Here is a 12,812-nt window from a genome sequence, read left to right as displayed (position 1 = left end):
CCGACCTCCGCATCATTTCTAAGGAAACTATATCACAAATGATATGGGAAAGGAAACTTCGCATCTCCGGCGACCTTCATTTGCAAACATGCTTAAAATAAAACCTCCTGAGCTTTCAGGAGGTGTGTTGTCAGGGTTTAGGCGAGAAGCAATTTCAACCCAAAGGCAAACAAAATGCTTCCTCCAAGGATTTCACTGTATGCCCCCAGTAAATGATTCACTTTTCTGGCAAGAAGAAAGCCGAGCCAGGTCAGAATGGTGCTGACACTCCCAAAAAGGAACAGCGCAAATATGGCCTTGACTCCAAACATTCCAAGACTTAGACCAATAGAAAAACTATCCAGGCTCACCGTAACGGCAAAAACTAAAATCCCAAATTTATCGAGCATGATATGATTTTCTCCATTTGAAAATGAGGAGATAAACATCTGTATACCGAGGATCATCAACAATACCCCTCCAAGATACACAGCAAAGGTGCCAAACTGGTTTGAGATCATCTGTCCCAGCAACATGCCAGTGAAGGGCATGATGATATGAAATATTCCGACCAAAAGGCCAATAAAAAAAATTTTCCGCAGACGAATATTAGCCATTCCGAAGCCAAGGCTGACTGAAAATGCATCCATTCCAAGAGCGATTGCCATTAAGGTATAGGTGATCCATTCCCCTATGAAATACAAAAACATGAAACTTCCTCCCCGGACATGCTACATTCAATATATGCGCAGGTTGTACCATTTAGAAGGAGGGATTCCTGTCAGAAGGGAAGGGCAGACAAAAACGGATGAAGGAGGAGTGTTTCGGAGGTATATAAAGGAGAGCTTTCTTTTTTAGAAAGCATAAGGGGGGACAGAGCTAAACAAGAAAAGCCCTACATATGTAGGGGCGTGACAGACTTGACTATGACATACCTGATAAAAAAATCCGAACGCATTCAACGGAAAATTGAATATGGTTCGGATATTTCATTACCTGATCAAGTTTGTTTTCTATTTACGGTTCAATGATTCTGGTGGAGGCTTTCTCCAGCCTGTTCATAATCGCCACTCCGATCCCTTTTTTCGGAAAGCTTTCCCCGAGAATCACATCGACCTGCTCGCTGTCAAAGGACCGGAGCGTATGGTACAGTTCTGCTGCAACCGAGGATAAATGGCTTCTGCTTCCGCACGTTTTCAAAATAGGAGCATTTAATCTTTCTGCACTCTCCTTGCTGGTCATTACACCAACCTTTTTTCCCTCAGTCCGCAACTCATCGATTTTTTGCTGAAAAAATTCCAGATCCCCATTGATAAGCCATAATGGGGCTTTTGGGGCATAATGGGTATATTTCATTCCGGGGGATTTTGGTTTCTCCTTTTTATCTTTAAGGGCAGGGTCCAGTCTCACTTCCGGCACGATCTGCTCCAGATCTTCTTTCGTAATCCCTCCAGGACGTAGGATGACGGGAACTTCGCCTGTACAGTCGACTACTGTAGATTCTAAACCGACTCCAGTCGTGCCCCCATCCAGAATTCCATATATTTTCCCCGACAAATCTTCCTGAACATGGGCCGCACTTGTAGGGCTGGGACGTCCAGATCGGTTTGCGCTTGGTGCAGCCACAGGCACACCGCTCGCTTGAAGCAGTGCGAGTGCCACCGGATGGTCAGGCATACGAATCCCTATGGTTGATAGCCCGGCTGTTACACCCTTTGCACAGGTTCCGTTGCTTTTCAGAATAAGGGTAAGTGGTCCCGGCCAAAAAGCATCCATAAATGTTTGAGCCATATCCGGTATTTCCGTCACAAGGGTTTCCACCTGTTCCTTCTTTCCAATGTGGACAATGAGGGGATTATCCTGCGGCCTCCCTTTAGCTGCGAATATTTTTTTGACAGCCCTGTCACTTGTTGCATCCCCGCCTAGACCATAAACGGTTTCCGTCGGGAAGGCAATCACTTCCTCCTGTTTGAGTGCACGTCCAGCTGCCTGAATAACCGGATGATCCGTTGCTGCTTCTTCATTGTTCACTTCCCAGTATTTTGTTTCATAATGGGTTTTCTCCACCTTTTGATCCCCCTCCCATTTGTCAACAGATTGTCCACAAGTTATCCACAAATGTTATCCACATTCCTGGATAACTATGATGATTTCCATACCCATACCGTTTCTCCCTTGAACTGTTTCCTGATTCGGGCCGGTAAATGAGCTGTGCGCTGAAATCCGTTTATTTCAAGCAGTGTTTCAGTGGATTCATCCCGAGTCAGGACATAGATTTGCTGAAATCCAGCCTGAACAGCTTCCTGCTGCACCCATTCAAACACCATCATTAAAAACGCGGGTGATAACCCTCCTTTCATGTAAAGGGCCCTCAGCCATCCTGACTCCTCTCCTGCAGGCACAATCGCAAAAAAACCTTTTTTCTCTCCATTTAACAGCATATATCGTCCATATTCATATAAAGCTTCCTGATCGGTTTGCTGATCCCATACATGTCCAAAATAGGTCTCCAGTTCCTGTGCCGGAAACTGACTTGCCTTTATCACTTGAATCAATTGAATCACTCCCCTGATCTGTTCTCATTCTACTCTATGAATCAGGAGAGCAAACTATTCTATTAAAATGATTTTTCTAGAGTCAGAGACATTTTACCTGAATCAAACTCTATGAAAACAGTGATGCAAGCCAGCTCCACAATTGGTGGAACCACTCGATGACCAGAAACTTGACTTCTACTTTTTCATTATTTTCACCGGTTTCGGGCTGTTTTTCGTCGCTTTTTTCTGACTCATCCGGACTGACCGTTGTTCCGTTTGAAAAATCGAGAAAACATAATGGAGGGAACAATACGCACCACCAGTTGTCCCCTTTTCCTGCCCCGATTGTAATTAAGATGGCCTCATATTCTCCGGGCGGATATAACACATTTCCATACATCTTAGCCGGAAATGAAACCTGCCCGTATTTCACATCATAATCGTACTGTGATCCATATTTATCCAGCACATCTCCAACTATTCCGTTGATTTCGTCTATTCTACTTTCTATTAAATTTCTCGCATGTTCAATAGATGTCAGATGTTCCACCCATGTTGTGATTTCCTGATTTACCCGATCCCGAACGGCCCGTTTCAGCGTCTGGTCCTCTTCGCTGTTGGAATGGGCCAGAATTCGAAGCCGAATCGCTTCATCCGGTATCACTTTAACGGAAGATGAAGGATCGATACTTCCATATCCCGGCTGTGTATGGACAAAAAAAATCAATCCGATTAACCCTAACATAATCCAGTTTTTCATTGTTCCTGCCCCCTGCTTAACCCTTTTGGTCACAGTATGGGCAGGTAATCTATTTTTTAAACGTATTTTATTATTCCAATAGTTTGATAGAATGCTAGCAAGGGATGTAAACCGGAATGGATTTATTATCCAATCCAGCTGTAAACGATACGATCTTTCCCATTAATGTCCTTTTCAATAACCGGACTGGACTCTGGGAAGGAGCCCTTAATCATCCCGGCAACCGCTTCTCCCTGATCATATCCGATTTCAAAAGCAAGACATGTTTTTTTCTTTTTTACCGCAGATAACTGTCTGATTATTTCTCGATAGGCATCGAGTCCATCTTCCCCCCCGAATAATGCCAGGGAAGGATCGTAATTTTTCACCACTTCGGACAGTTGATCTTTTTGGTGCAATGGAATATACGGCGGATTGGATATGACCACATCTGCGCGGATATTTTTGTCAATCAAAGGCTTAAGATAGTTTCCTTGATAAAAACAAACCTCCGCTTGATGGAGACTTGCATTTTTCCGGGCGACCTGAAGTGCCCCTTCAGAAATATCGGTGGCCAAAACGTCAAGGTCAGGCCTTTCCTTTTTTAGCGTAATGGCAATTACCCCGCTTCCCGTCCCGACATCAACGACCGTTAATGGTTGATTGATCCCGTCGATTTGTTTTAACACGATTTCCACCAGCTCTTCCGTTTCCGGTCGGGGAATGAGGACCTGATCATTGACCTTGAAGATTCTCCCATAAAACGACTCCTTTCCTGTCAAATGCTGCAGGGGAACCCCGTCAATGGCATGAGCCTGGACATCCCTGACAAAATCATCTGCTCGTTCAGGTGGAAAGGGTTCCCTTAAATCAGCAAGCAGGCGGGCCCGATTCCACTGTAAATGGTGGATCAGGAGGAAATCAGCCACCTGTTTTTCCCGATGATGCTTTTCTAAAAAAAGGGAAGCCCATTGACGGGCCTCCCGAACGGTATGAAAGTTCATGGCTACTCACCGATTTCCTCTAGTTTCTTCGTTTGCTCTTCAATGATTAAAGCATCAACAATCTCTTCCAGCTTCCCTTCCAGAATTTGATCCAGTTTCTGAATCGTCAGGCCAATGCGATGGTCGGTTACCCGGTTTTGCGGAAAGTTATACGTGCGGATCCGTTCGGAACGATCACCAGACCCGATTGCTGATTTTCTTGTCTGGTCATACTCTTCCTGGGCTTCCCGCTGAAACTTATCGTATACCCGGGCACGGAGTACTTTCATTGCCTTTTCTTTGTTTTTAATCTGGGACTTTTCATCCTGGCAAGAAACGACAATTCCGGTTGGCAGGTGGGTCAGGCGAACGGCTGACATGGTCGTGTTTACGCTCTGTCCCCCCGGTCCGCTGGATGCGAAGGTATCCACACGAATATCTTTTTCGTTGATTTCCACTTCCACTTCTTCCGCCTCAGGAAGTGCAGCGACGGTTGCAGTTGACGTATGAATGCGGCCTCCCGACTCGGTTTCCGGAACCCGCTGTACCCGGTGAGCGCCGTTTTCAAATTTCAGCCTGGAATAGGCGCCGTTCCCTTTAATCATAAAAATGATTTCTTTATAGCCGCCGAGATCAGATTCATGGGACTCAATGACTTCCGTTTTCCAGCCCCGGGATTCCGCATACCGCATATACATGCGATACAAGTCTCCGGCAAATAAAGCCGCTTCCTCTCCCCCCGCTGCCCCGCGAATCTCCATGATCACGTTTTTTTCATCATTCGGATCCTTAGGAATCAGGAGGATTTTCAGCCGGTCTTCCAGCTCTTCCTTTTCAGCCGATAATTCGCTGATCTCTTCTTTCACCATTTCCCGCATATCCTCATCGAGATCATCTTCCAGCATAGATTTCGCATCGTCCAGCTGAGATGCAACCTCTTTATATTTCCGGTAAGTCTGGACTACATCTTCCAGATCGGATTGTTCTTTGGAATATTCACGTAACTTCTTAGAATCACTGATCACTTCCGGATCGCTCAACAGTTCGTTCAACTTCTCATAACGATCTTCAATGGACTGTAATTTTTCTAACACGTCATCCACCTCTTTTTGCTCCTAAACATCATCATTATAGTACAGGAGTATAGATGCGTCAAAATGAATCGCTGTCGCTGGTATTTATTATAGCCAGATCGGAGCCGATGGTGAATGCTGAAATAGATCCAGACTGTTTGCTCCTCTCTCAGGCCGCTGATCTGTTATATGACCTGGATGAAAGGTGTCTATTTACGGACGAAGTAAAATCAAATATACCTTTGAATCATGGTCGCTAGATCCCTTTTAAAAACCTAAAAGGGCTGCCTCACCACCTGATGAGACAGCCCGAAATTATATCGATGTGTTTCGTCTGAAAAATACTTTTTCCCTTTCTTTCGGTTTGTTCGGCACCTCGTGATGATGCCGGCACCGGGGCTCATAGGAAGCAGCTCCCACCAGAATGATGGGGTCATCATACGATGCAGGTTTGCCGTTAATGAGCCGCTGGGTTCGGTTAGCCGGCGAACCACAGATCGGACAGATTGCCGTTAATTTCGTAACAGACTCGCTGATGGCCATCAACCGGGGAACAGCTCCAAAAGGCTCTCCCCGAAAGTCCGTATCCAGTCCTGCTACGATCACCCGATGTCCCCTTCCAGCAAGCCGTTCTAATATCCACAATCGCCTGGTCAAAAAATTGAACCTCATCGATTTTGTTCCCTATAATGTATTATTACAACTATAACGACCTATTTCAAAATTAAACTGCCTTTACCCTGTTCAATTTAGGGCAAAGGCAGCATAGGTGCTTATTCTTGTCTCATATGACTGGGTCAGTACATACATTTCTAAGTAGGTTTTTGTACATATTATACCGTGGTTAAAGTACCGAATCCTTTTGCATCTCGACTATAGCTGGATAGCCTTAAATAAAGCGTATCTTTTGGAACAGCTAATTTGGGAATATATACGTATTCCCCCGGATCTAGAAACCATTCTTCGACAGGTTCATCCCAATATGTGGTTTCCATAATGTGAACCCCCATTACCGCACCGTCAGAACTGTCATTTCGTGCATGTATAAATGCGTATCCGCTCAGGAAATTCATTTTATCTCCATCTACTAATCGGTCCCCCGGATTAATATAAATGGTATCACTAGCTTGTGCTTCTACGGTATTTTTGTTTTCTTTTTTAGACATAGCATATCCCCCCTAATTATAGGATTTAGTGTTTTTTTAAAAGGCCGGGTAATGAATAACGTGGTTCACTACTCGGCAAGGATCTATTTCAAATAATAAGTTTTAGCAAACAAAACACATAGCACTTTGAACGATGGCTTTATTCCAAGCGAACGGTGCTGCTTGAGAACAATCACATAATTTTTGGTCACAGTAACAGTTCGGGTAAGATACTCCTAGACGAGAGTAACAACAGTCATGTGTCTTACAGCAATTATCTAAGCCGTTTACTCCCGGAGTTGAAGACCAACATGCTGCAGATCCACCGCAATCGTCGCCACACCATACATATCCACCCGGTAAACAACCTTGATACCAAGCTTCTGCTCCCACTTCTTGATTTAAGAGCATCCCCGGCACATAGCTTTCATCAAATGGGAATTCTTCTTTAGCTTTTCTTTCAGCTTCAACCCCTAAAGCAATAGCCTCTTCGGTTAATTGGCTTTCAAAGGATGAAACATAATTATCGTGTCTTGCTCTAAAGTTTGTTACTATGATGTTGTTTTCTTCGTCTAATCGACTTACTTCACCGATAAAGAAGTCATTAGTTGTTTCTACATCTCCGTTTAAGTGACGAACAATGTATCGAATATGAACATTGTCGTTTACCTTTAAATAAAGTGTTTTAGCTGAAATAACATCTTCATGCTTCACTACATCGAATTTTATAGCTTGGATCACTTCTGCTTGTTCCCCGTCAAATCTAAAATTCTCCATATGCTGCATTTCACGAATAAGATTTTGGAACTATGGTTTTCCCTCAAACGAAGCAATTAACTCATTGATTTCGGCTTTGTTTAAATAATTACCAACTAACATATTGGCATCTTCCCTTTTTTCTTTAATTTGTTGTCAGCTGACACTATATAAAGAAAGGTAAAGTAGGAAATAAACAACCTTCATTTTAAAAAACAGAAAAAATGGTGAAAGCACATCCCAGTATGTTCCTTTATAATGGAAGTACATGGAATTTAAAATATGTTGTTTACTTTTTACATACGGATACGTCTGTTAGTTAGGAGGTTATTCATGAATGACATCGAGTTTGGAGAGAAATTATACCATCAGTTAGAACAGGTCAAGAAATACCTAATGAAAATGGGTGCGAGTTTACAAGATGCAGAAGATGTAATACAAGATACTGCTTATAAATTTCTAACCTATATCGACTCTGTAGATATTGAAAATGTTGAAAGTTGGCTATTTCGAGTTTCTGTGAACCGGTATTATGATCTATGCCGAAAAAAAACAAGACGGAAAGATGTTTTAGTTACATTTGATTTTTTACAATTATTGCGTGATGATGAAACCCCAGAAAAAGTAGCTCTACAAAATGAATTAAAGGATGATATTTCTTATTTATTAAATAAATTGAAGCCGAAATTTGCTGAATTCTTACTTTTAAAATATAGTACTGGATTGAAATTAGATGAAATTGCATTTTTATATGAAATGAAAGTTAACTCTGTGAAAACCATCCTTCATCGAGCAAGAAAGCAATTCATTAAAGAATATAGGAGGCTACAAGATGAAAGAGAGGAATGATTTTCTGAAAAAGGATTCTGATTTTCGGAGTTTAGCAAAGAAAGCAAAAAGAAACTCAAATATACGTGTTGTACTCATTTCAATTGTCGTTAGTATAGTGGTTATATTCGCTTTCTTCTATATAAGTAGCACTATTCTAACGAAAACTATGAATAAAGAAACCAGGATAGATACTATGTGGAATAGCATACATGGGGCAAATATAGAACAAAGAGGTACAAGTACAAATTATCACCTATTTAGCGCTACAACCAAGACAGAATTCAATAAAGTGGTTGATGGTATTTCAATTTCTTGGGTACAACGCGAAAAGAGATATACCATATTTGGTACTTCAACCGCTATTACAACAAATGGACCTAGTGGAAGCGGCCATATTAATGATCAAAGAATACCAATGTATTATAACGGTGAAAGAGTTATCGAATTTGTTCATCCTGAAGCTGAATTTAGTGGCACGGATGATAGAGAAATAATTACTGAAATTGGTGATGATAAAGCTATTGAGGTTGCTCTATCCTTTGATAAGGGGTATTCATTATCTAAGGTACAAAAGGAATTTGGAAATAATTTAGCATGGCTTTGGGTGGATACTTACAGCCAAACAGATATTGCCGATTTTTATAATCAATCGAATGAAACAGGAAAAGATACAACGATTATCGGTGATGATGTTATCGGTTTCCACTATAACCAAGATCCGGATACACAATATGGTGCAAACCATTTTATTGAAACCTTAGAAATCCTTAATGAAAAAGGTAAATATCAAGGACTAGCTAAAAATATCATTCAAAATGTAACATCGAATCACCAAAAAGAATTAATTCATGAAAACCTCGACATAATTGGAGTTGTGATAACAGGTACACCATCAGAAGTGAAAGAACTTATGGAAAACAAAATGGTAAGAGGTGTATTTCTCGGAGTAACAACAGATAAATATTAAGCGGAAAGGAGAAACCGAATGGAATTTATGATTTTCTTTTTCTTGTTATTGGTAATCAATGTGGTTGTGATAAAAATTTCGAATGGTAATAAAAAACATTGGCTTATATCAGGAATAATCGTTTTGGTATGTTCCCCTCTTGTATTATTTACTGCAGCAGCTATATACGGAACGGTCTTGTTTTCTTAATTACAGGTCTTGTAAAGAGAGCAAAATAAAGAATAAAAAAAGAGTTTGGGGAATGGTTCTCCAAACTCTTTTTTTATGGGTAAAGGTGATACTCGGATTTGAACCGAGGATAAAGGTTTTGCAGACCTTCGCCTTAACCACTTGGCTATATCACCATGTTGGACAAGTAGATCCCCCGGATGCCGATATTCATGTGTTTTGATGTGATCACCCCCATTATTACCTGACGCAGCAACCACACTCATATTGTTTTCTATAGCTCGTATAATGGCTTTGTAAAGCTCTGTATCAGGGTGTTTTAGTCCTAGAGACACTCTAACCCTCTCTCCGTCAATACCTCTCCAATCATTAGCGTAATGAATAGCCTCGATAAGTGATTCAACGGAACCCGACCCTCTACGATTCAGAACTTTTAAATTTAGTTGATAAAGAGATTCTTCGTTTACCACTGGTTGATATTCTTAAATGATATGCCTTTCAATTCTTTTCACAAAAAAGAAGGAGAAAATGAGAAATGCTGCACTTACAAACAAGCTGACGATACCAAATGTTGATATTTCTTCTACTGTGAAGTTAAAAGCAAAATAAAAGATATGTGGCCACGGGAATAAATCACCAAGCGTAATCAGTTCTGTCGCAACATACATAATAATCGCCATTAAAGAGGTTTCCACGCTTTTAAAAAAGATAGCTAATAACAAACCAAAAGAAGAGATTACAAGTACTTGGCTAGTTAGCAGTATGAATAATTCTCCAATGTTTAATTCTGCCGATTTAACTCCAAGTAGAGTCACTGTCACAAGTAACATTAGTAAAAAGATAGATACAAATTTTACATAGTTTATCAGAAGTTTATGTGAGTAAAATTGTATCAATATCTCTTCTGCTTGATGATGGTATAACTCATAAACAAGGAAGATCGACCACCAAGCAGAAAGAGGAATAAATAAAACTTGCAGTAAAATAAAAAATTGTATCTCATATTGTTCTGTAGGCAACATAATTAACAGTATGGAAACGAATAGAAAAACAATAATAGGCAGATAAAAGTGAAACCCCATGTTTTTAATCTCAAATTTTAATTGGTTCATCCTTCTCTATCCCCCATCCGTTTATGATTGATAAATAACCATCAATCAGAGTTGGTTTTAACGGTGTAGCCTTATTTGGTTTCTGCTCGGATAATATACGAATATCCAGGAGATTGTAGTCTTGTTGTTTAATATCAATAACCGTATATTGCTTAAAAATTTCAGGCAAGTGGTCTGGATGTGCTTGAATTTCCCAAACAAGTCCACTTGATGTTTGAGCTATTTCGGAAGGAGTACCTTCAGCAAGCACCTTTCCCTCTTTGATAATTCCTAGCTTCGTACATAAGAACTCTACATCTTCAACGATATGAGAAAAAATAATAATGGTTTTGTCTTTTGATATCTCTCTTAGTAAATTTCTAAAGCGAATCCGTTCAAAAATATCCAACCCTGCTGTTGGTTCATCAATAATGAGGATACCAGGGTCTGTTAGAAATACTTGTGCGATACCTAGTCGTTTTCTCATTCCCCCTGATAATTTATGAACCTTTTGCTTTGTTGCTTCAAGCAAATTCACTTGTTCTAATACCTGTTCGATACGGTTTCTTCTTTCTTTCCTATCCTTTAATCCCTTTAGTATTGCAATATGCTCTAGACACTCAAATACCGTTGCTTTTGGATACATATTAAAGTCTTGTGGTAAATAGCCAATGTTATTACGTACTGACTTTAGATCTTTGGACTGAAACTTATCACTTTCTACTAGTATTTCTCCTTCATTGACAGAAACTAATCCAGCTAAAATTCTCATTAAGGTTGTTTTTCCTGCTCCATTCGGTCCAATTAACCCATAAATACCTTCAATATTTAAGGTTGCTTCACTCAATATTTTTTTATATTTATAAGACTTAGTTAAATTACGAACTTGAATCATGTGCCTTACGCCTCCCTATTGATATGCCTTTAAAAGTTTATCTACCTGGTTCCACGTTACATTTGGATTTTGTAAGAGTGTTCTCCACTCCAGTAAGAATCTCTCTATTTCTTGTTCGGACTTCCTTGAAAAGAAGGTTGATAAATCTTGAATTATCTTCTTGTCATTCTCTGATGTTTTGAGTAATATTTCTCCAATCCAATAGTCTTCCTCGGAGAAAGAAAGTTCTTCTACTCCTACCTTTTTATTTACATATGTTCCTACTAATGCGTTAAAAACAGTTGATATATCTTCATTTTGATAGACAATTCTATCGTTCTTCCATAAGAGTGCACCTACCATTTGATAAGTCATCAGTTGAGCCTTGAAATCGAATGTTGTTTCGTCGTGATGTTCATAAGGGTCAATAAGAATAGTGAATTGTTCTCCTTCTTGATACCACATTGTTTCTGAAGGTAAAGTATCATTTGGTCCTCTTGCTGGTATAAAGAGAATATTTTTCGGTAATTTTTGTTTTTCTAATTGGAAAATCGTCTGTACGGTTTCAAATGTTTGTTCTAGTTGTTCCAAATAAGAATGAACGGTTCCAATGCTGTTTTCCCATGTTATCGGATAGGTAATGTCGTAATCCTGTATCTTTTTCGTTTTTAATTCACCGTAAATCAGCGTGATCCCCTGTTCATTCGTTCCAACATATTTACCCTTCCCTACTTTTTTAAGATTTGTCATCACTTCGTTTTCACCTTGATAGTGTAAAACATAATCTATTGGTTCGGCGGGTTGACCTGGAAGTCTATGATTAGAGTTATAGATATACTTCATGGAAGGATATTGGCTTTTTAAAGGTATCCACGCAAAGTAATATGGTAAATAAGCAAAATAACGGTTAGCATCCATAAATGGTGAAGATACTCCGCTATATTCCAATGTTATTTGTTGTGTAGGTTGTTTTAGTTCGACTTGAATAAAATCCCCTTCTTGATGGAACTCTAGCTTATTCCCTTCGTTATCCTTAATATTCGACACTTTAAATCCATGATATAAAGAGAAATATTTATTTCCTTTCTCCTTCTCATCTAATAAAAAATGATTAATCTGTAATGTTTACAGCACCATAAAGGTCATCTGTGTTATATTCTCCATACGCTTCAGGATAGTAAGTCGAAGGATCTGGATAGAAGTTAGTTCTAACCTCGGTTACAGGTCGCGCATAACTTGTGTGAACCGTTGGATCTGGGAATATTGCTACATACTTTTTGGCATAACCGATTAACTGATATGGCCCTCCACCGGCATTAGTTACTGTCATTCTAGAAGCACCATCATGAATATTAATTTTTGGCCCTTCTGCATTTGATTCATATTGCAATAGAGCAGTTGAACTAGCTGCTGATACGCTTGTGGCTAAAAGTCCAAGTGTTAATACTCCCAAAATAAGAGCTTTAATTTTACTTGGCTTTCGAATAGAAACGATATTCGCCATTGTTATTTTCCTCCTTATTTTTGGTTCCTTCGTATAGGCCTAAATCGAAGTTGAAAGGTGTATCGCCTTTCAATTTAGTAAAGAAACCTAATCAGCGGAAATCACAACTTACAAAATATAAAAGTTTTAAAAAAATAGGTTCTCCGCAATAAAACGTGCTTGATT

At 39.8% G+C, this 12,812-nt stretch carries 15 protein-coding genes, 1 tRNA gene and 1 pseudogene; 3 read left to right on the top strand and 14 right to left on the bottom strand.

Annotation, left to right across the window (positions count from 1 at the left end; translation table 11 throughout):
• Positions 1 to 137 precede the first annotated feature (137 nt).
• From EDD68_RS03000 to prfA, 6 genes are all read right to left on the bottom strand, one after another.
• Entirely contained in the window at positions 138 to 689 is a 552-nt protein-coding gene (locus EDD68_RS03000; RefSeq protein ID WP_132370752.1) for a manganese efflux pump MntP, read from the bottom strand.
• Positions 690 to 996: 307 nt separating this feature from the next.
• Positions 997 to 2,046 carry an L-threonylcarbamoyladenylate synthase gene (locus tag EDD68_RS02995; RefSeq protein ID WP_424399144.1) on the bottom strand — a complete coding sequence of 350 codons (1,050 nt, stop codon included), beginning with the start codon at positions 2,044 to 2,046 and terminating at the stop codon, positions 997 to 999.
• Between the two features lie 74 nt (positions 2,047 to 2,120).
• Positions 2,121 to 2,534 (bottom strand): GNAT family N-acetyltransferase, encoded by a 414-nt coding sequence (locus tag EDD68_RS02990; RefSeq protein ID WP_132370751.1) that lies wholly within the window; start codon positions 2,532 to 2,534, stop codon positions 2,121 to 2,123.
• A gap of 109 nt (positions 2,535 to 2,643) precedes the next feature.
• Positions 2,644 to 3,276 carry a stage II sporulation protein R gene (gene spoIIR / locus EDD68_RS02985; RefSeq protein WP_132370750.1) on the bottom strand — a complete coding sequence of 211 codons (633 nt, stop codon included), beginning with the start codon at positions 3,274 to 3,276 and terminating at the stop codon, positions 2,644 to 2,646.
• Between the two features lie 125 nt (positions 3,277 to 3,401).
• On the bottom strand, positions 3,402 to 4,259 hold the full coding sequence (prmC, locus tag EDD68_RS02980; protein WP_132370749.1) for a peptide chain release factor N(5)-glutamine methyltransferase: 858 nt from the start codon (positions 4,257 to 4,259) through the stop codon (positions 3,402 to 3,404).
• A gap of 2 nt (positions 4,260 to 4,261) precedes the next feature.
• Positions 4,262 to 5,332, bottom strand: a complete 1,071-nt coding sequence (prfA, locus tag EDD68_RS02975) for a peptide chain release factor 1 (protein WP_132370879.1) — start codon at positions 5,330 to 5,332, stop codon at positions 4,262 to 4,264.
• Positions 5,333 to 5,385: 53 nt separating this feature from the next.
• Between prfA and EDD68_RS15155 the strand changes: the two genes are divergently transcribed.
• The gene (locus EDD68_RS15155; RefSeq protein WP_165902040.1) at positions 5,386 to 5,571 is read left to right on the top strand and encodes a hypothetical protein; all 186 of its coding nucleotides are present in this window, start codon (positions 5,386 to 5,388) and stop codon (positions 5,569 to 5,571) included.
• Between the two features lie 55 nt (positions 5,572 to 5,626).
• Here the strand turns inward: EDD68_RS15155 and EDD68_RS02970 are convergent.
• The 3 genes and pseudogenes from EDD68_RS02970 to EDD68_RS02960 all read right to left on the bottom strand — a co-directional run.
• Positions 5,627 to 5,987: pseudogene (locus EDD68_RS02970) on the bottom strand (thymidine kinase); the annotation flags it as partial.
• A gap of 157 nt (positions 5,988 to 6,144) precedes the next feature.
• Positions 6,145 to 6,477 carry a hypothetical protein gene (locus tag EDD68_RS02965; protein WP_132370748.1) on the bottom strand — a complete coding sequence of 111 codons (333 nt, stop codon included), beginning with the start codon at positions 6,475 to 6,477 and terminating at the stop codon, positions 6,145 to 6,147.
• Positions 6,478 to 6,579: 102 nt separating this feature from the next.
• Positions 6,580 to 7,242 (bottom strand): phospholipase A2 family protein, encoded by a 663-nt coding sequence (locus EDD68_RS02960; RefSeq protein ID WP_132370747.1) that lies wholly within the window; start codon positions 7,240 to 7,242, stop codon positions 6,580 to 6,582.
• 303 nt (positions 7,243 to 7,545) lie between these two features.
• Between EDD68_RS02960 and EDD68_RS02955 the strand changes: the two genes are divergently transcribed.
• A complete protein-coding gene (locus EDD68_RS02955) occupies positions 7,546 to 8,061 on the top strand; it encodes an RNA polymerase sigma factor (RefSeq protein ID WP_132370746.1) in 516 nt (171 codons plus the stop codon).
• The gene (locus EDD68_RS02950; protein WP_132370745.1) at positions 8,045 to 9,010 is read left to right on the top strand and encodes an anti sigma factor C-terminal domain-containing protein; all 966 of its coding nucleotides are present in this window, start codon (positions 8,045 to 8,047) and stop codon (positions 9,008 to 9,010) included. Before EDD68_RS02955 ends, EDD68_RS02950 begins: the two co-directional genes overlap by 17 nt.
• Before the next feature lie 272 nt (positions 9,011 to 9,282).
• On the opposite strand, the gene EDD68_RS02945 is transcribed toward EDD68_RS02950, so the two are convergent.
• From EDD68_RS02945 to EDD68_RS02925, 5 genes are all read right to left on the bottom strand, one after another.
• A tRNA-Cys gene (locus EDD68_RS02945) sits at positions 9,283 to 9,354 on the bottom strand.
• A gap of 306 nt (positions 9,355 to 9,660) precedes the next feature.
• Positions 9,661 to 10,290: a hypothetical protein gene (locus EDD68_RS02940; RefSeq protein WP_132370744.1), complete on the bottom strand. Its 630-nt coding sequence runs from the start codon at positions 10,288 to 10,290 to the stop codon at positions 9,661 to 9,663.
• Positions 10,271 to 11,164 carry an ATP-binding cassette domain-containing protein gene (locus EDD68_RS02935; RefSeq protein WP_132370743.1) on the bottom strand — a complete coding sequence of 298 codons (894 nt, stop codon included), beginning with the start codon at positions 11,162 to 11,164 and terminating at the stop codon, positions 10,271 to 10,273. Before EDD68_RS02935 ends, EDD68_RS02940 begins: the two co-directional genes overlap by 20 nt.
• A gap of 15 nt (positions 11,165 to 11,179) precedes the next feature.
• Positions 11,180 to 12,190, bottom strand: coding sequence for a hypothetical protein (locus EDD68_RS02930; RefSeq protein WP_132370742.1), 1,011 nt, complete (start codon positions 12,188 to 12,190; stop codon positions 11,180 to 11,182).
• 64 nt (positions 12,191 to 12,254) lie between these two features.
• Entirely contained in the window at positions 12,255 to 12,647 is a 393-nt protein-coding gene (locus EDD68_RS02925) for a hypothetical protein (protein WP_132370741.1), read from the bottom strand.
• Positions 12,648 to 12,812: the final 165 nt, after the last annotated feature.

The organism is Melghiribacillus thermohalophilus (genome assembly GCF_004342905.1).
In the GTDB taxonomy this organism is placed as follows: domain Bacteria; phylum Bacillota; class Bacilli; order Bacillales; family Alkalibacillaceae; genus Melghiribacillus; species Melghiribacillus thermohalophilus.
This window is presented reverse-complemented; position numbering and strand designations above follow the sequence as displayed.